The organism is Allobosea sp. RCC_152_1, from assembly GCF_041360765.1.
Classification (GTDB): Bacteria; Pseudomonadota; Alphaproteobacteria; order Rhizobiales; family Beijerinckiaceae; genus Allobosea; species Allobosea spartocytisi.
The window spans coordinates 742,262-760,309 of the sequence record NZ_JBFUPU010000001.1 but is presented as its reverse complement, the minus strand read 5'-3'; the positions used below and the strand labels follow the sequence as shown (position 1 = coordinate 760,309).

At 68.4% G+C, this 18,048-nt stretch carries 11 protein-coding genes; 3 read left to right on the top strand and 8 right to left on the bottom strand.

The features are described from left to right. Nucleotides 1–142 precede the first annotated feature (142 nt). Nucleotides 143–778, top strand: a complete 636-nt coding sequence (locus AB6806_RS03480; RefSeq protein WP_038368345.1) for a LabA-like NYN domain-containing protein — start codon at nt 143–145, stop codon at nt 776–778. A gap of 24 nt (nt 779–802) precedes the next feature. Here AB6806_RS03480 and smpB read toward each other — a convergent pair whose 3' ends face one another. From smpB to dapA, 3 genes are read right to left on the bottom strand one after another with little or no spacing between them, the layout of a single operon-like run. After that, nucleotides 803–1,276 carry an SsrA-binding protein SmpB gene (gene smpB / locus AB6806_RS03475; protein ID WP_038368346.1) on the bottom strand — a complete coding sequence of 158 codons (474 nt, stop codon included), beginning with the start codon at nt 1,274–1,276 and terminating at the stop codon, nt 803–805. Then, the gene (locus AB6806_RS03470; RefSeq protein ID WP_113254590.1) at nt 1,273–1,920 is read right to left on the bottom strand and encodes an FMN-binding negative transcriptional regulator; all 648 of its coding nucleotides are present in this window, start codon (nt 1,918–1,920) and stop codon (nt 1,273–1,275) included. Before AB6806_RS03470 ends, smpB begins: the two co-directional genes overlap by 4 nt. Nucleotides 1,921–1,973: 53 nt before the next feature. After that, nucleotides 1,974–2,867, bottom strand: coding sequence for a 4-hydroxy-tetrahydrodipicolinate synthase (dapA, locus tag AB6806_RS03465; protein WP_038368349.1), 894 nt, complete (start codon nt 2,865–2,867; stop codon nt 1,974–1,976). 171 nt (nt 2,868–3,038) lie between these two features. Between dapA and AB6806_RS03460 the strand changes: the two genes are divergently transcribed. Both AB6806_RS03460 and AB6806_RS03455 read left to right on the top strand, forming a co-directional pair. Beyond that, complete coding sequence (locus AB6806_RS03460) at nt 3,039–5,117, top strand: transglycosylase SLT domain-containing protein (RefSeq protein ID WP_185747820.1); 2,079 nt, start codon at nt 3,039–3,041, stop codon at nt 5,115–5,117. Between the two features lie 8 nt (nt 5,118–5,125). Beyond that, nucleotides 5,126–6,013 (top strand): alpha/beta fold hydrolase, encoded by an 888-nt coding sequence (locus AB6806_RS03455; RefSeq protein ID WP_038368350.1) that lies wholly within the window; start codon nt 5,126–5,128, stop codon nt 6,011–6,013. 25 nt (nt 6,014–6,038) lie between these two features. On the opposite strand, the gene AB6806_RS03450 is transcribed toward AB6806_RS03455, so the two are convergent. From AB6806_RS03450 to AB6806_RS03430, 5 genes are all read right to left on the bottom strand, one after another. Next, nucleotides 6,039–7,103, bottom strand: coding sequence for a hypothetical protein (locus AB6806_RS03450; protein WP_370954119.1), 1,065 nt, complete (start codon nt 7,101–7,103; stop codon nt 6,039–6,041). Nucleotides 7,104–7,113: 10 nt separating this feature from the next. After that, nucleotides 7,114–9,444, bottom strand: coding sequence for an OmpA family protein (locus tag AB6806_RS03445; RefSeq protein ID WP_370954118.1), 2,331 nt, complete (start codon nt 9,442–9,444; stop codon nt 7,114–7,116). Between the two features lie 376 nt (nt 9,445–9,820). Next, on the bottom strand, nt 9,821–11,206 hold the full coding sequence (locus AB6806_RS03440) for a porin (protein ID WP_191123409.1): 1,386 nt from the start codon (nt 11,204–11,206) through the stop codon (nt 9,821–9,823). 390 nt (nt 11,207–11,596) lie between these two features. Then, entirely contained in the window at nt 11,597–15,895 is a 4,299-nt protein-coding gene (locus AB6806_RS03435; RefSeq protein WP_370954117.1) for a translocation/assembly module TamB domain-containing protein, read from the bottom strand. A 122-nt stretch (nt 15,896–16,017) separates the two neighbouring features. Next, complete coding sequence (locus tag AB6806_RS03430) at nt 16,018–18,030, bottom strand: autotransporter assembly complex protein TamA (RefSeq protein WP_370954116.1); 2,013 nt, start codon at nt 18,028–18,030, stop codon at nt 16,018–16,020. Nucleotides 18,031–18,048 lie beyond the last annotated feature (18 nt).

Below are 18,048 nucleotides of genomic sequence, written 5' to 3'. Positions count from 1 at the left end.
AGCCCCAACGGAACGGGCCTACGCGACAGATCGCCACGCAATTGTCATATGAAACGAGGCCATTCTCCGTGAATTGACATTGTTCCAACGCGATTGGCCCCCATCTTGAATATTTGATGACATTTCAGCAGGAGTTGTTGCCATGGCCGCCTCACCGCGCATTGCGCTGTTCATCGACGGCGCCAATCTTTATGCAACCTCGAAGCAATTGGGCTTCGACATGGATTACCGCCGGTTGCTGCGCGAGTTTCAGGGACGCGGCAACCTGATCCGCGCGTTCTATTTCACCACGCTGGTGGAGAGCGAGGAGTATTCCTCCATCCGCCCGCTGGTCGACTGGCTCGATTACAACGGCTATCGCGTCATCACCAAGGCTGCCAAGGAGTTCACCGACGCGACCGGGCGCCGGCGCGTGAAGGGCAACATGGATATCGAGCTGGCGATCGAGATGCTCGAGCTCGCGCCGCATCTCGACCAGATCTACCTGTTCTCCGGCGACGGCGATTTCCGGCCGCTGGTCGAAGCCGTGCAGCGCAAGGGCGTGAAGGTCTGGGTGGTCTCGACCATCTCGACCAACCCGCCGATGGTCTCCGACGAGCTGCGCCGCCAGTGCGACGAATTCCTCGACCTCGCCCAGCTCATGCCGAAGATCGGACGCGACCCGGCCGAGCGCAGTGCCCGCAGCGGCGGCGCGCCGGGCGGGCCGGTGACGCCCGGCAATCCCGGGCTGGAGCGGCGCTACGGCATCCGCCAGGGCGACGAGCCGGTCGAGGGGTGAGTTTGGCGCGGGACCGGCGCCGCCCTACCCGCCGCTCTTCAACAACCGCTGCTTGTCGCGATTCCAGTCGCGCTCTTTCTCGGTCTCGCGCTTGTCGTGGAGCTTCTTGCCCTTGCCGAGGCCGAGCTCGACCTTCGCCCTGCCCTTGTCGTTGAAATAGACCTTGAGCGGAATCAGGGCCATGCCCTCGCGCTGGACCGCGCCCATCAGCTTGTTGATCTCCCGCCTGTGAAGCAGGAGCTTCCGCGGCCGGCGGACCTCGTGATTGAAGCGGTTCGCCTCGAGATATTCCGGAATATGGGCGTTGAACAGGAAGAGCTCCGTCCCCATCGGGCCGGCATAGCTCTCGCCGATCGTCGCCTTGCCGCCGCGTAACGACTTGATCTCGGTCCCCTGCAGGGCGATGCCCGCCTCCACGGTTTCCTTGATCTCGTAGTTGAAGCGCGCCTTGCGATTATCGGCGGCGAGCCTGTAGCGCTCTGGATCGGGCTTTTTCATGCGTTCCCGCCGAATCCATGTTCCCTGACGAGCGCCGCCATCGCCTGCGATTCCGATTCAGGATCGGCGCTCAAGCCGTTGAGAACGCCGAGCTTGTCGTCCTCGCGCCGATTCTGGCTGAGCTTGAACTTGCCGATGATCGAGGCGATCTCGACCTCGATGCCGACGATGCCGCGGGTCTGTGCCGCGATGAAGGGCTCGGGCGCGTCGGTCACGGCCCAGGGTTCGGCGCGGGGCGCCTCCTGCTGCCGCGTCAGCGATTCGAGCTGGGCGCGCAGCCAGGCCGGGTCCTCGATGGTGCGGGCGGAACCGCGCACCTGCACCGTGACGTAGTTCCAGGTCGGCACGACCTTGCCGGTCTCGCGCTTGGTCGCATACCAGGCAGGCGTGACATAGCGCTCGACGCCGGTGAAGATCACCAGCGTCTCGGCACCGGCCGCGATCGCCTTCCATTGCGCGTTGGGTCGGGCGAGATGGGCCCGCAGCACGCCGTTCTCGCCGATATCCTCATGCAGGACGAAGGGCACGGGATTGGCGATCAGGCCGCCCTCGCCCACCGTCACCAGCGTGGCGAGCGGATGCTGGCGGATGACCGCGTGCAGTTGCGCGCGGTCCTCGACCTTGAAGTGACTGGGCTCGTACATCGTTCCGGTATCCCTGGCTTCGGCCGGGGCGACCGGTCGAACACAATCCCTATTTAGGCATTCATCAGCCCGGCGAAAACCATGGCCTCGCGGATCACCTTCCCCGTCGCCGGCGTCACCGGCAGCAGCGGCAGGCGGATCTCCTCCTCGATGCGGCCGAGCAGCTTCAGGCCATGCTTGGCGCCGGCGAGGCCCGGCTCCTTGAAGGTGGCGTCATGGAGCGGCACCAGCCGGTCCTGCACCTTCAACGCCTTGGCGTAATCGCCCTTGAGCGCAGCCTCCATCAGGTCGGCGCAGAGGCGCGGCGCGACATTGGCGACCACCGAGATGCAGCCATGACCGCCGGCCGCCATATAGGCCAACGCCGTCATGTCCTCGCCCGAGAGCTGGATGAAATCCGGCCCCATGGCGTGGCGCTGCTGCGAGACGCGGGCGAGGTTGGCGGTGGCGTCCTTCACTCCGGCGATGTTCTTGAGCTCGTAGAGCCGGGCCATCGTCTCGACCGACATGTCGACCACCGAGCGCGGCGGGATGTTGTAGATGATGATCGGAATGCCGACCGCGTCGTTCACCGCCTTGAAGTGCTGGTACATGCCCTCCTGGGTGGGCTTGTTGTAATAGGGCGTGACGACGAGGAGAGCGTTGGCGCCCGCCTTCTCGGCGTGAACGGCGAGGTCGATGGCTTCCGTCGTGTTGTTGGAGCCGGCACCGGCGATGACCGGAACGCGGCCCTTGTTCTGGGCGACGACGATCTCGACGACGCGCTTGTGCTCGTCATGGGAGAGCGTCGGGCTCTCGCCGGTGGTGCCGACCGGGACGAGGCCGGTCGAGCCGCTCTCGATCTGCCAATCGACCAGCGCCCGCAGCGCAGCCTCGTCGACCTTGCCGTCTTTGAACGGCGTGACCAGAGCGGGCATCGAGCCGGTAAAGGCGGGGTGCTTGGTCATGAGGACGATCCTGAAAGGCAGAAACACGGGGTTACGGGCCGTCACACATAAACCCTCACCTCGCCAAGGCAAAGCCAACAACCCATGAAATTGCGTGGCTTCATAGTTAAGCTTTCATCAACCCGCTTCCCCGACCATCATCCGATGCCAGCACGAGGATGGAGACACGCCATGGCCTCGCCTGCCCTCCGGCGACGATTGCCGGGCGTCCTGCTGCCTCTGATGCTCTGCGCCTCCACGACCCGGGCGGGCGACGACGGCATGCTCGCCAGCCAGCAGACGCTGGCCATGATCCGCGACGTCGAGACCACCAGCTCGCTGCCGCCCTATCCCCCTGCCGCGCTCCCGGGAGACGAAACGGTCAATCTCGAGATGGTGCGCTCGGCGGTCGCGGCCTATCGCAAGGGCGCGCTGGCGGACGGCGACGCCCTCGCAGCGCGGATCGACGAGCCGGGCACCCGCGCTTTGCTGGAATGGGTCGCGATCCATGCCAATGCCGGGGTCGTGCCCTTCACGCGGATCGACGCCTTCCTGCGCGATCACCCGAACTATCCGGCCACCACCCGGTTTCGACGCCGGGCCGAGGAGGCCCTGATCGCAGAAAAGAAGAGCCCCGCCGTCATCCGCGCCTTCTTCCACGGCCGGCAGCCGGTCTCGCCCTCCGGGCGCATCGCGCTGGCGCTGGCGCTCAAGGACGAAGGCAAGAGCGACGATGCGCTCGCCCTCATCCGGCAAAGCTGGCGCAAGGACCCGTTCGGGCAGGCGCTGGAGAAGATCGTCCTGGCGCAATTCGGCGATGCCTTGACCAGGGAAGACCATCGCCTGCGCACCGAGCGCTACCTGTTCCGCCAGGACGGGCCGGCGGCGCTGCGCAGCGCCGCGCGCGTCTCGGCCGACTATGTCCCGCTGGCCCGCGCCCGCATCGCCAGCGCCGCGGCCCGGCGGCCGATCTCCGAGAAGCTGATCTCGGCCGTGCCGGCCTCGTTGCGCGGCGACATCTCCTTCGCCTTCCTGCAGGCGCAGCAGGCGCGGCGCGGCGACAAGCTCGACGATGCCGCCAAGGCCCTGACGGCCATTCCGCGCGACCCGGCGCTGCTGGGCGACGGCGATGGCTGGTGGGAGGAACGGCGCATCCTGTCGCGCAAGCTGCTCGATGCCGGCAATGCGCAGAAAGCCTATGAGGTCGCGGCGGGGCATGGCGCCGAGGACGCGCCCGAACGCATCGAAGCCGAATGGCAGGCGGGCTTCATCGCATTGCGCTTCCTGAAGAACGCCGAGGCGGCGCTGAAGCATTTCGACGCTGCCGCCACCGTGGCGGAGACGCCGATTTCGGTGGCGCGCGCCGCCTATTGGCGCGGTCGCGCCTATGAGGCGCTCGACAAGCCGGAAGAAGCGAAAGCGGCCTTCGGGAAGGCGGCCGAACAGCCCGTCGCCTATTACGGGCAGCTCGCGCGGGCCAGGCTTGGCCTCGCCGACCTGCCGCTGCGGCTCACGGCCGCCGCCGGCCTCGATACGCTACCGGGCCATCGCGGTGTGCGCCTGCTCTACAAGATCGGTGAGCGCGACCTCGCCAATCTGATGCTCGCCGATCTGGCGCAGCGCCTGCACACGGCCGCCGCGCTGGAGACGATCGCGGCCATCGCCCGCAAGGAGGCCGATGCGCGCACCCTCGTCGCCATCGGCAAATCCGCGCTGCAGCGAGGCTTCCCGCTCGACCAGGCGGCCTATCCGACCCATGGCGTGCCGGATTTCGACGTGCTGGGCGATCCGATGGAGCGCGCCATCGTCCACGCCATCGCGCGGCAGGAAAGCGCCTTCGACCCGACCGCCATGTCGCAGGCCGGCGCGCGGGGGCTGATGCAGATGATGCCGGCGACCGCCCGCGAGACGGCGCGCCGGGCCGGCCTGCCCTTCGACTGGGAGAAGCTGGGGCAGGATCCGCTCTATGCGGCGCGCATGGGCGCGGCCCATCTCAACGACCTGCTCAGGGAATGGCGCGGCTCCTACATCCTGACCTTCGCCGCCTATAATGCCGGCTCGCCCAATGTGAAGAAGTGGATCGCCGCCTATGGCGACCCGCGCGATCCGGAAGTCGATGCCGTCGACTGGGTCGAGCGCATTCCTTTCTCCGAGACGCGCAACTACGTCCAGCGCGTGATGGAGAATCTGCAGGTCTACCGGCAGCGGCTGAACCAGCGTACCGCCTATCTGATCGACTACGACTTGAAGCGGGGCGGCCGACGCGATTAGCTCGGGGGATGGACACCGGCTTCGCTTCCCGCTTCTTCACGGCTTCCGACGGGCTCAGGCTGCATGCCCGCGATTACGGCCCCCTCGCCTCGCCGGCGCTGCCGGTGATCTGCCTGCCTGGCTTCGCCCGTACCGCCGCCGATTTCCACGAGGTCGCACTCGCATTGTCGCAGGACGAGACGAAGCCGCGCCGCGTGCTCGCGCTGGATTATCGCGGGCGCGGCCTCTCGGCCTATGACGCCAACTGGAAGAACTACGACATCCGCGTCGAACTCGACGATTTGATGCAGGTGCTGGTGGTCGCCGGCATCGAGCGGGCGGCGTTCATCGGCACCTCGCGCGGCGGCCTGCTCACCATGGCGCTGGCGGCGGCGCGGCCTGCCGTCATCACGGGCGTGGTGTTCAACGATGTCGGCCCGGTCATCGATGCGCGCGGGCTGCTGCGCATCCGCGGCTATGTCGGCAAACTGCCCAAGCCGCGCAGCTTTTCGGAGGGCGCGGAGATCCTGAAGCGGCTCTCCGACCAGCAATTTCCGCTGCTGGGCGATGCCGAATGGGACTTGATGGCGCGGCGGACCTGGACCGATCGCGACGGGCCGCTGCGGCCGGACTACGACACCAACCTGATGAAGGTGCTGGAAGAGCTCGACCTCGAAGCGCCGCTGCCGGTGCTCTGGCCCTATTTCGAGGCCTTGCAGGGCGTGCCGGTTCTGGCGATCCGCGGCGCGAATTCCGACCTGCTCGCCGAGAAAACCTTGCAGGAGATGGCCGAACGCCACCCGGATTGCGAGACCCATGTGGCGCCCGGACAAGGCCATGCGCCGCTGCTCGGCAGCAAGGACATGATCCGCCGCATCGGCAAGCTTATCGCCAAGGCGGAGCGGCGGGCGGGCTAGATCGCGGCGCGTCCGGTCCGATGCGTCAGGATTTCGCCTTCGCGCGCTCGGCCTTCAGCGTCCGCGAATGCTGCGTGTCGCCGCCATGGGCGAGGATTCCGGCGTCCTCGCGCCAGTTCTCGGAAAGGCCACGGCCGGGCGCCCCTGCGAAGGCGGAGGCATAGCGCATCTCCTCGTCGCCGAGAGCGGCGATCTGGTCGAAATGCCAGATGCCGAGCCGGTTGAGATCGGCTGCGATCGCCGGTCCGATGCCCTTGATCAGCGTCAGATCGTCGGGCTTGCCATCCCGCGCCGCGGCGAGCAGATGTTCCGGCCGCCGCCCTTCGAAGCCGTCGCCTTCGAGCGCCGCGACATTGCCCTGCCCGGCCGAGCCGTCATCACGCGAGGTCTCGACGAGCCCGGCGCGGGCGCGGTCGGCGAATTCCGTGGTCTCGCCGGTGGCCAGGCGCTTCGCCTGACCGACCCAGTCCTCGCGCTCGATGCGACCGTGAAAAGCGAGATAGCCCCCGATCCATTCGACGTTCTCCGGAGTCCAGGCGGCGATCTGCTCGAAATGCCAGATGCCGAGCCCGTGCAGGCGCCCCTCGTTCTGCCGGCCGATCCCCTTGATGAGCTTGAGGTCGTCGGCCTTGCCGCCGCGCGCCTCGGCCAATGCGGCAGGCCTCTGGCCGGGCAGCGCCTCCTCGTTCTCGACGGGCGGAAGCGTCCGGCCGGCATCTGCCGGTGCCTGAACCGCGGCAATGGCGGGCTCGTTGGCCGCAACCGGCACGGCCGTCGATACGGTCGCAACCGAGGCGGTGGCCGTTTCCTTCACATCATCGTCGAGCGGGTGCAGCAGCGTGCCCGCCACGCAGCCGAGCCAATAGACCGCGACGAAGAGCAAGGCCGTTTCGAGCCACATCGCCGCCACGCCGTTGACGAGCTGCAACCAGGCCAGGGCCGCGCCGCAAAGCCAGAGCAAGGCGACGAGGCTCCAGCCACGACTCCAGAAGCGGCGCGCAGACCCGCTCTGGCTGATCCAGCCCATGACGAAGCCCAGCACGAGAGCGGCCAGGAGAAACCAGACGAACCGGCTGGCGAGATAGAGCATGGTCCCCTCCCTACTTCGCCACCGTGAACTGAACCCGGCGGTTCATCTCGCGCGCCTGGGCGGCGCCATAGGGCAACAGCGGCCGCGTGCTGCCATAGCCCTTCACCACGAGCTGGGCGGGATCGATGCCGCGCCGCGCCAGTTCGTCCCGCACGCGCTCGGCCCGCCGCATCGACAGGTCGAGATTGTCGAAGCCGCGCCATTCGCCGTCGCGATTGGCGTGGCCCTCGATGGTGACGCGCGCGCCCGGGCATTTCTTCAGAATGGACGCAGCCTCGCCGATGACGCGCTCGGTCACGGGGTCGAGATCGACCACCGCGGTGCCTTGCGCGAACAGCACCGGGTTCTGCCGGGTCAATCCGTCGAGGTCGTTCTGGCAGCTCGCCGGCGGATCGACGACGCAACCGGTCTGGCGCTGGCTGACGACGACATCCGCGGAGAAGCCGGGCGGCAGGCCCGTCGCGGCGCTGGTCTCGACCTCGCTCCTGATCAGGTCCCGGCAAGTGAGGCCCCGCAACATGACCGTCCGGTCGGTGAGCGTCGCCGAGCCGATGTCGAGCCGCAGCAGATCGGCGAGCACGGCCTTGGCGGCCTGGGCGAAGCCGTCCGGTGCCCCAGGCAGAATCACGGTCGTGTCCTCGAGCTTGCCGGCGAGCGGCGTTTCCGCGACGAGGGCGTGCAACGCCGCGCGCGTCGCCTCATCCGGCAGGTAGCCGGAGAAGGCCGCGCCACCGCGATCGGCCGAGAGCGACAGGCCATAAGGCCGGACCGTCACCGTTGCCATGGCGGACGGCAGCACGAGTCCCGCGGGGCGGGCACCGGCCAGCAAGGCCTGCAAGCCCTGCCAGCCTGCCGCATCGGCGGCTTCGCCCGCGATCGAGAGGGCATTGTCGCGGATCGAGACCGATCCGGCCTTGAGCTTCGACAGCGCCTCCAGCGCGTAGCCGGCCGAAGCGGCGAAGTCGGCGGCAGAGGAGCCGCCCGCCGCAAGCTCCATGCGGTCCTCCACTGTCGCACCGCCGAAGAGCCGTCCGGCCTGTGCGAGAAGGCTGGCTTTGGCCCCCGCATCGGGCACGGCCCCGGACAGCGTCAGCCGCTCTCCGGAAAGCCGGGCCGTCCAGGGGGCGACCGGAACCGGTTTCGCCGGCGGTGCCGGCGCTTGCGGCGCGGCAGCCGAAGCCGCGGGCGGCGCTCCGGATGGGGATGATTGCCCCCGAGTGCCGCGATCGGGTCCGGGCGCCGGAATCACATCATGCAGGACCGGGCCCGGAATCTCCGGCAAGGGCGGCATGACCGGCTCAGGGGGCGCCGGGGGGCATTCGATCGTCGCCTGCGCGACCGAGTCGGGACCGTCAAGCTGCGCGATCTGCAGCCGGAGCGCCTGGCAGGCGGCATAGTCGCTCGGGCCGAGGCCCGAAAGCTTATAGGCATCGCCATCGATCTCCGCCTTGCCGGATCTGAGCCGGGCCAGTTCCGAAGCGGCCCGCCTCACCTTGGCGAGGAAAGCGGACGGCGCGCCGACGCCCGGCAACATCCCGTCACGGATCGCGACAGGTGACGGAAAGGCCGTCTGGAAGGCTGCGAGAATCTGCCTTCGCGTCGCCTCGTCGGGAACGAAGCCTTGGATCTCGACCGCGTCGGGCGTCGCGTGGGCCGCGCTCCAGCGATAGGGCGAGATCGTCGGCGGCTCGAGACCGCAGGACACGGCGCTGAACCCGGCAACCGGGGGCTTCGTGCCGATCGCCTCCAAGGCCAGAAACGCCTCGGGGGTTGCGGCCTTGCCCTCGATGCAGAAGCGACCGTCATCCAGCGCGATCCGCCCGGTCGCCAGCCGAGGCAAGGCGGCGATCATCGCGGCGCTCATCGCCGCGAATCCCTGGGGAGCACCGAAAGCGACCGTCTGGCGATCGTCGATCCTGAGACCCGGCAAGGCCGCGCCGGCGGCGGCGACATTGGCATCCGCAACCGCGAGGTCGGGGACGAAGCCGCCGATGGTCACGACATTGGGCAAGCGACTGACGAACCAGGAATAGGGCTTCTGGGCAACGACCTGGGACAGACCGCCGAGAGCCCGGCGCACGCCGAATTCCCCGCGCAGCTGGGCCATGGCCTTCGCCGCCCCGTCTGACGACATGACCTCGCCACCGATCGTGACGTCGCGCCCCTCGACCTGCGCGGTCACCGGCCTCGCCCCCGGAGTGGCTCCCGCGCTCGCCTCCACGGCCCGCTCGGCCCGGTTGGCGACATCCCGCTGGATCGCATCGTCGAGAAGCAGATTGCCCGCGCCCCAGAGCAGCGCCAGCGGAATCACGCCCCAGAGCCAGCGCGTCGGTTGAGACATCGTTCGCCCCTCATTCCCCGCCGCCCCCGCAGCGAAGCCAGCCAGATCGCAGCCACGCATCCGCGCGGACGCAACGTCGCGATCCGTTCTTTTATCCCAACACAGGATCGTTCCGACAAGGGAATGCCACGTTTCGGGCCAAGGCTCCAGCCCATCGCCTCGATGGCATTGCAATCAAGGGGTTGGAGCCAATTCCCAAGTTATCGAATCAAGCTGGCGCAGCGCCGTCGTCACCCGCCAGGACCATGCGTCGGGCCGCTCGGCTCAATCAGTCCGGATCGGCCGGAGCCGCCAGCGACGACCATCGGCGGACAGATAGACAACAAAAAAAGCCCCGGGTTTCCCCGGGGCTTCCGACTAGGATCGCGAGAGGCGATCAGAAGTCGCGCTGGATGCGCAGGCGGCCAGCAACCGAGTCTTCCGACTTGATGCCGAGAAGCGCGCTGCGAGCGTTGCCGTTGTTCACGAGGCCGACCGGCGAACGAACATCGAGGTGCGAGTAGAGCACTTCGACGCCGATATCCAGGCCGGAGACCGGCGACCAGATCAGGTTGGCAGCGAGCAGGAACTCCTTCGGGTCAGCCGAGCGAGCGGTGACGCCGTTGAAAGCAACCGCAGCGGCGTCGAGGTACTTGAGCTTCAGCTCAGAGTACGAACCGGTGATCTCGGTGCGCAGGGTGGGGGTCCAGAAGTGGCGGAACGCCGCAACAACCGACCAGCCCTTCGAGTTCTCGACATTGCCGGTGATCGGGTTGATCGCGGCATCAGCCAGCGTCAGACCACCGATGCGGCCGAGGCCGAGGCTGCCAGCGGACCAGCCGAGGTAGCCGAGAGCGCCGTCAGCATAAGCAGCCTGCAGCCAGAAGGCGTCGCCAGCGGCGAGCATCGGCAGGTTGATCTTCACGCCGCCCTGGACGGCCCAGATCATCTCGTCGCCGTTGACAGCGTTGAGAGCCACAGCCGTGGCGTACTTACGCTGGCCGACAGCGCCGGACAGCTGAGCCGAACCCCAGCCCTGATCGACGCGCAGCGACGCGATCAGATCCGGATAGTCCTGGCCCTGAACGAAGGCCGCACCAGCGCCGCCGCCGACGAGCGGGTTGAAGGAGACGCCCGGCAGCTCGCGGCCGACGGTGCCCGAAGTGCGGTCTTCCGCCGAGATCGTGGCCGAGAAGCCCGAACCGAAGGTGGCGGTGTAGGCCAGCAGGTTGACGCGCGAGTCAGCCGTACGAACCGAAGCGAAGTTCAGGTCCGAAGCGTAGAAGTCGAAGAACGACTGAGCGCGACCAGCGGTGATCGGGCCGAACTGGACGAAGGCCAGGTCGAGCAGCGAGCCGGTGGAGGTCGACGAAGCGCCGCGGACGAAGCCCGGGACGGTCGCGCCGACGTTGAACGGGGTGACGCCGCCGGCGCCGTAGATGCCGGTGTTGTTCGTCAGCTCGTAGCGGATGAAGGTGCGCAGCGTGCCGTAGGCGGTCGCGGTGCGGACGTCGATGTTCAGACGGCCACGAGCGCGGGTGCCGTAGGCATCCTGATAGTCGCTGTAGCGGGTGCCGATAGCGTACTCGGCGCGAACGCGGCCCGAGATGCGCAGGCAGGAGTCGGTGCCCGGGATGTAGAAGAAGCCGGCACCGTAGGCGGTGCAGACGCGAACGTATTCGACCGGAGCGGCCTTCCGCGAGGGAAGGTCAGCGGCCTGAGCCCCGGCGACCGCGGCGATGCCGGCGGCGGAACCGAGGAGGAGGCTCTTGACGAGCTTCATTTGGTAACCTCCAAAAGAGTTTCGAGACCCTCGGGCTTCGGCTTGCCCCCCGCCCCAGACTTGTCGTCTGATCGCAGAACCTGCCTCTTCCCGGTCTTTCGCCCACGTCCCTGACCCAATTCAGAGGCGAAGACGAAAAACAGCGACCGGGAACGTCCCGACGCATTTCCACCATACGAAAGCGGACTTGCCGATCAACCATGATCGGACCCCAGAGGTCGCCTGGGGGGTGCTTTGGAAACTGGTGTTGCAGGCGAGCCACGCTTTGACCGCCGAAATTCACAAAGCGTTAACCAGACCAGCCCGCGAGGCCGGTGTTTTGGCGCTGCAACATGGCTTTGACGGCGAATCTCGGGGGCGAATCCCCGTATGCCGGCCGAATCCCGCGAGTCAGTATTCCCACTCGGCGCCGACGCCGACCGCAGCGCTGCCATCCGCGCCCGTCTCGGCCTGCAGCTTCAGGCGCTTGGTGACGTCGATGCCGACCGAGACGCCGCTGTCCTCCGGCTTGGCGCCGACCTTCACCCCGACCGAGACATTATCGCTGATGTAGCGCGAGGCGCCCACGGTCGGGCCGCCCTCGCCCATCTGGATGTCGAGATTGTCGACGCCCAGCGATTTGCGCAGCCGTTCGAAGGTGTCGTCTCCGCCGCCACCGGCGAACTGCGCCGCCGCCTGCGCGAGCTGAACCGCCTGGAAGGGCGAGAGCGAGCCCGAAGCCCGCGCGAAGAGCAGCCGCGACAGCACCTCGTCCTGCGGCAGTTGCGGCTCGGAGGTGAAGGCGAAGGCCGGCTGATCGGCCGGGCCGCTGACGATGATCTTGGCGGTCACGTCGGCGGCGCGGGTCTCGGCGACGAAATCAAGATCGGGAATCAGGCCGCCGGCGAAGGTCAGCCGCCCGCGGCTGAAGTCGAGACGCTGGGTCAGCACGTTGAGCCGGCCGCGGCGCAGATCGAAGCCGCCGTCGAGCGCGGGAGCCGCCAGCGTGCCGCCGACGCGAATCTCGCCGCCGAGTTCGGCGTCGATGCCGCGCCCCCGAATGAAGACGCGGCTCGGGGCCGAGACGGTGACGGCCAGCGCCGCATCGAAGGCCGGCGCGGCCCGGCCACGGCTGCCACGCGCCTTCTGCGCCTTGCGCGCGGCGGCAAGACGAGCGGCAGCGGTGCCCTTGGCATTGACGTGCTTGATGCCGTCGACCGGCCTGAGCGAAGCCGGTAGGCGATCGGGCACCGCGACATCCAGCGAGACGACGTCGATCCGTCCGCTGATGCGCGGACGCTGCGTCAGCGGGCCGGAGATCTCGAGATTGAGCCCGGCGACAGCGGTGACGAGACCGCTAGAGACGAGCTGGGCGCGATTGCCCTGGATGCGGATCGTGCCCGGGAAGCCGGCGGCGGGATCGACCTTGACCTGCCCGCTCGCCGAAATCGTGCCGCCATTGGGCGTGCTCGCTGAGGCGCTGTCGATCGTCAGGTTGTCGCCATTGGCCGCGACGCGCGCCCGCATATCGGTGAGGCGCACGCCCTGCAGCGCATCGGTGAAGCTGCCATTGGAGAGCGTGGCGCTGCCGCTGAGGCGCGGCGCCGTGGGCGTGCCCTCGGCGCGCATGTCGATGGCGACCGCGCCGGTCAGGCGCTGGCCGTTGACCGCGAGCATGGGGTTGGCGAGTGCGGCGTCGAGACGCCCCTGCGCAGCCAGAGACAGGGCACCGGCCGCATTGAGCGGGGCGGTGCCACGCAGAGTCAGGCTCGCGCCGCGGCCGGCATTGAGGGTCGCCTCGACGCTGGTGGCGTTGCCCTTGAAGGCGCCCTGCCCCGCGATCTCGACCGGCGGCAAGCCGGCCTGCTGCGTCTCCGGCGTCACCAAACGGGCGATCCGCAGGTTCCAGGGGCCGGACAGCGCATCCGGCCTGCCCTGAACCTGTGCCTGCGCGTTGAGCGTGCCCGAGAGGTTGAGGCGCGGCGCCACGATGCGCGCAGCCGAGAGAGGCACGTCGCGCGCGACGAAACGCAGGTCGAGCGTCTCGCCCGCCTTGCCGTCGAGCGTGACGCGGCCGCCATCGATCGCGAGCGCGAGCCCGGCGATCTCGACGCCCGAGGCCGGAAAGCTGAAGGTTGCGGGATTGGCGAGCGTGATGGCGCGGCCGTCGCGGCGGGCGTCGAAGGAGGCGACCTCAAGCTTCAGCGGCTCGCCCGGCACCAATCGGCCGGCACCCTTCAGGGCGAAACCGCGCGCATTGGCACTGAGCGTGAAGGCGCTGGCCTCGGGCGCGCCCTTCGAATCGAAGCGGATCGCGCTGATCGTCTCGCCGGCCGCGACGGCGCGGTCGATGGCGATAGCGGCATCGAGCATCGGACGCCCATAGAGGTCCTTCGCACCGAGGGTTGCGTCGAGCTTGTCGATCGAGACGGAAGGCCCGGCGAGCTTGGTGCCGCGCGCGGTCAGGTCGATGTTCTGGCGGCCTTCCTGGGTCGCAAGCGTGATGTCGGCATCGAGCTGGCCGCCGAGCTTGGTCAGCGCCAGCGCCGAGAGATCGTCGAGATTGCGAGCGGCGAGCGTCAGGCGGCCGGCGGCGCGGCTGGCCGGATCGAGCGTCACAGCACCGTTGAGGCGCACCGAGCCGATGGCGAGGTCGAGCTGGGAGAGGTTCCAGCCATCGTCCGGCTGGCGGTTCAGCGCGATCGTGCCGGTTGCCGGCTTGGCGTCGATCTCACCGGCGAGGGTAATGCGGGAATCGAGCGCACCCTGCAAATCCTTGACCACGGCGTCGATGGCGAGCCGCGGGATCGGCCTTGCCAGCGCGGTCGCATTGGCAACGGCGATGCGGGCGGTGGCATCGAGCTTCCTGAGCGGGCCGGTGATCTGCGCATTGACGTCACCTCGGCCGGAGAGGCGTGGATCGGCGCGCTTGAGGTCCGGCAGGGCGAGCGCGAGCTTGAGGTCCGAGGCATTCTGTCCGAGCGCCCCGTCGGCGGTGAAGCTTGCATGCTGGCCCGCCACCTTGAGCCCGGAGACGGTGTAGTCGCCGGCAAGCGCGTTGACCTTGCCGGCGAGCGTGAGGCTGCCGGCGAGCAGCCGGTCGATAACGGCCTCGCCGGTGGCGAGGCGCTCGGCCTTGCCGCTTAGCGTTGCGGCATAGCTGCTGAGCTTGGGCGTGGCGTCGAGCTCGGCGGCGATCTCGGCCCTGCCTCCGAGCGGGCGCCGGGCGAGGCCGCTCAGCCGGGCGAGATCGGGCAACACCGCCTTGAGCTGGCCGAGAACGCGGGCCTGACCGAGCTTGCCCTTGTAATCCAGCTCGATGCCGGAGAGCGCCAGGCGCAGCGTCTCGAAATCGGCGGTGGCGTCATCATTGCCGGTGCCGCGCAAGGTGAAGGTCACCTTGTCGCCGACGGCCTTGGCCAAAGCCTGATCCGTCAGGGCGATGCCGCTCGCCTCTCCGTCGCTGGTCAGCGCGATGCGGCTGCCGGGCTCGCCGATCGTGCCGCTCGGCGTGGCGTTGAAGGTCAGCCCCACCTTGCCGAAGCGGCCCGCCGGCAGCTTCGCGTCCTCGGCGTCCAGCTTGGCGGCAACGATCGGGCCGGCGACGGGGCCGCGGATCGTCGCGTCGAAGGCGAGCTTGCCGATCTCGGCGCCGGAGGCCACGGTGCGGCCCTCCGCATTGGGGCGTGCGGCGGCAGTGACGCGCAGGTCGAGCGTCCTGTCGGCGTTGTAGCGGCCGAGCACATCGAGCCGCGCCAGTGCGGAGACGAGCGCGAGGTTGCGGATGTCGACGCCGCCGCCATCGGCGAAGCCGACCGCGCCGTCGAGCCGGGTGGAGCCCGCGAAGACCGGCGCCACCGGCGCCGGCATCAGCCCCTCGATGCGGGCATCGAGCGCGAGCGCAAGCTGCCGCTCCGCACCGGCGCGGTTGAGCGTCGCCGAGCCGTCCGCGCCAATGGTCGGCCCGGCCGTGAAGGTCAGGTTCGAACGGAAGGAATCGAGTGGTCCGTCGCCGTTCAGGTCGAGCTTGACCGGCGGCTCCCCCGGCAGCCCAGCCGCCTTCGAGATCAGGCCGCCGGCCGGCTCGTCGAGCTTGGCTGCCAGCCTCAGCCGCGTGCTTTCCGGCACGAAGGACAGGTCGACATTGAAGTTCCCGCCCATATCGAGCCGCCGCGCCTCGAATTTGAGGTCGAGACCCTCATTGGGGGGACCGAGCCGCGCGGCACCGGTCGCGCCAAGCCGTGCCGCCGCACCGATGACCGGCTCGCCGAGCACGAGTTCGTTGAGCTGGAAGGCGCGCAGGATCACCTTGAGCGGCAATTCCGGCAGGATCGGCCCGTCATTCGCGGGGACCGTCCCGGCGGGCGGCGGCGCCGGCCGGCGCAGGATCTCGAGCTTGCCGATCTCCAGCCGGTCGACATCGAGCCGGCGCAGCAGCAGCGCGCTGCGGGTCCAGACCAGACGGACGCGGTCGAGCCTGAGCCAGACGCCGTCGCGATCCGAGAGCGCGATGTCGCGGATCTCGACATCGGAGGACAGCGCGCCGTTGACCTCGCCAATCGAGACCTGGCTGGTGTCGCTGGAGAGCGCCTTCGAGATCAGGTCTGCGACGACACCGCGATCGGTCTGGGCATTCTGGGCGAAGCCGCCGAAATGAGCCGAGGCGAGAAGGCCGACCGTCAGCAGCAGGGCGAAGAGCGCCAGAGACATTCCACGCTTCTTCGCAGCACGGAATGTCTCCGGGTTTCTGCTGGCGCGCATTTTCTTCACGCGAAACGGTGCCCACTTCGCTTGAAAATGCTTCACCCACGGAAAGCTCAGGAGGCGGCGCATCAGAAGGCCTGCCCGATGCTGACATAGAGCGCGACGGGCTTGTCGCCCTTGCGCGGATTGAGGGGCGCCGCGACATCGACGCGGATCGGCCCGATCGAGGTATAGTAGCGAAAGCCGAGGCCGGCGGCCATCTGCAGCTTCTGCTTGCCGTCGGGCAGGCTCGATTCGAAGGCAGTGCCGGCATCGAAGAACGGCACGATGCCGATGGTCTCGGTGATCTTGATGCGGGCTTCCGCCGACAATTCGAGCAGGCTGCGCCCACCGGTGAGCTGTCCGAACGGCCCGAGTGGCGAAAGCGAACGATAGGCGTAACCGCGCACCGAACCGCCGCCGCCGGCATAGAAGCGCCGCGTCGCCGGGATCTCGTCGAGGCTCGCGCCCGAAATCGAGCCGAAGCCGACGCGACCGGCCAGGACATAGCGCGCATCCTCGTCGAGCGCGTAATAGCCGGAGATAGCGGCCTTGGCTTGATAGATGCCGACCGTCGAGCCGAGGAAGGTCGGATAGGGCGTGAAGGACGCCGTGGCGCGGATGCCGCGCGTCGGGTCGAGCAGGCTGTCGGTCGAATCGTAGTTCACCGAAAGCGGCAGGCCGACCAGCGTGTAGTCGACCTGGCCCAGCACATCGCTGGTCTGGCCGCGTTCCACCTCCAGCCCGGCCTGCACCGAGAAGGTGTCGCTGAAACGGTAGCGGATCGCCGTGGTGGCGTTGGCGTAGCGGGCGGTGTAGCCGCCATACCGATTGGTGCCTACGCGCTCGCGGGTAGCGACGCCGTCGAGCAGCCAGTCGTAGCGGCTGCCGTCCAGCGCCGGCTTCATGAAGCTGAAGGCGAAGCGGCCGCCGAGGTCCGAGCGCTCGAAATCACCGAATCTCTGGATCTTGGTGCCGTCGATGCGCGGGGCGAAGAAGACGCTGGATTCCAGCCGCAGACGCTCGGCCCCGCCGAACAGGTTGCGATGCTCCCAATAAACCTTCACCGCCGGGCCATCGATCGTCGAATAACGGGCGGAGAAGCCGAGAAGCCGCTTGGGACGCTCCGTCACCTCGACGAAGATCGGAAGGTTGCCGGCCCCGTCGAGCTTGTCCGCCTCCCGGATGCGCACCGAGGCGACGGCGGGGATCTTCGCGATCGACTTGCGCGTGTCGGCCAGCGCCTTGGGCGAATAGGGATCGCCCGGCTCGAGATAGATGAAGGAGCGCACGACCTCGGGCGGGATCTCGTCGGTCTGGCCCACGGTGATGTCGCCGAAACCGGCGAGCGGGCCGGGATCGAGCACATAGGTCACGTCCATGATGCCGGCGGCATGATCGACCACCGGTCGCAGCTCCACCACCTTGGCGAGCGGATGCGACTGCGCGCGCATATAGTCGATGAGCCCGGCCTGCGCGGCACGCAGGGAGGCGGCCGTCGCCGGCTCGCCCGCCTTCAGCTTGGAGACCTTGAGGGGATCGGCGATCGCGGCCGAGCCGGCCCTGTCTCGTTCGACGATGTCGATCTTGCGGAAGCCGAAGACCTTGCCAGGACGAACCCTGACGGTGATCGGCACGGCGTCGCGGTTGCGGTGGGCTTCCAGCGCACGGATGAGCGGCGCGCCCGGCTCGGCCCCAACCGCCAGCGGCACGCCATCGACGACGAGGGCGACATCAGCGTTGAAATAGCCCTGCGACCAGAGCGCATCGACGAGCGGATTGAGATCGGCCGCCATGCGGCGCGACAAGGTCTCGCCATCGGGCGGCGCGTCCTGCCGCAGGCGATAGAGCAAGGAGGCGTCCTGCAGGGTGCGCGTCAGCGCCTTGGCGTCGTCGGCCTCGCCGAGGTCGAAGTCGAGCTTGTAGGGCAGCGTCGCGGCACTGGGAGCCGGCGGCTCGTCCTTCCTGGTGAAGAGGCCGAAGACATCCAGCGAGGAGAGATCGAAAGCTTTGGCAGGATCAGCCTGCAAGCCGACGAGCGCCGCAAACGCATAACCGCCGCCCAATGCCACCGTCTGGCTCGCCCTTCGCCAGAACCGCATCCGTCCTCCAAGCAACCC

Coding starts and splice junctions, on each gene's coding strand:
- AB6806_RS03460 (WP_185747820.1), top strand. CDS start 3,039: ATGGCCTCGCCTGCCCTCCGGCGACGATTGCCGGGCGTCCTGCTGCCT.
- AB6806_RS03440 (WP_191123409.1), bottom strand. CDS start 11,206: ATGAAGCTCGTCAAGAGCCTCCTCCTCGGTTCCGCCGCCGGCATCGCC.
- AB6806_RS03450 (WP_370954119.1), bottom strand. CDS start 7,103: ATGCTCTATCTCGCCAGCCGGTTCGTCTGGTTTCTCCTGGCCGCTCTC.
- AB6806_RS03445 (WP_370954118.1), bottom strand. CDS start 9,444: ATGTCTCAACCGACGCGCTGGCTCTGGGGCGTGATTCCGCTGGCGCTG.
- AB6806_RS03480 (WP_038368345.1), top strand. CDS start 143: ATGGCCGCCTCACCGCGCATTGCGCTGTTCATCGACGGCGCCAATCTT.
- AB6806_RS03430 (WP_370954116.1), bottom strand. CDS start 18,030: ATGCGGTTCTGGCGAAGGGCGAGCCAGACGGTGGCATTGGGCGGCGGT.
- AB6806_RS03470 (WP_113254590.1), bottom strand. CDS start 1,920: ATGTACGAGCCCAGTCACTTCAAGGTCGAGGACCGCGCGCAACTGCAC.
- dapA (WP_038368349.1), bottom strand. CDS start 2,867: ATGACCAAGCACCCCGCCTTTACCGGCTCGATGCCCGCTCTGGTCACG.
- AB6806_RS03455 (WP_038368350.1), top strand. CDS start 5,126: ATGGACACCGGCTTCGCTTCCCGCTTCTTCACGGCTTCCGACGGGCTC.
- smpB (WP_038368346.1), bottom strand. CDS start 1,276: ATGAAAAAGCCCGATCCAGAGCGCTACAGGCTCGCCGCCGATAATCGC.
- AB6806_RS03435 (WP_370954117.1), bottom strand. CDS start 15,895: ATGTCTCTGGCGCTCTTCGCCCTGCTGCTGACGGTCGGCCTTCTCGCC.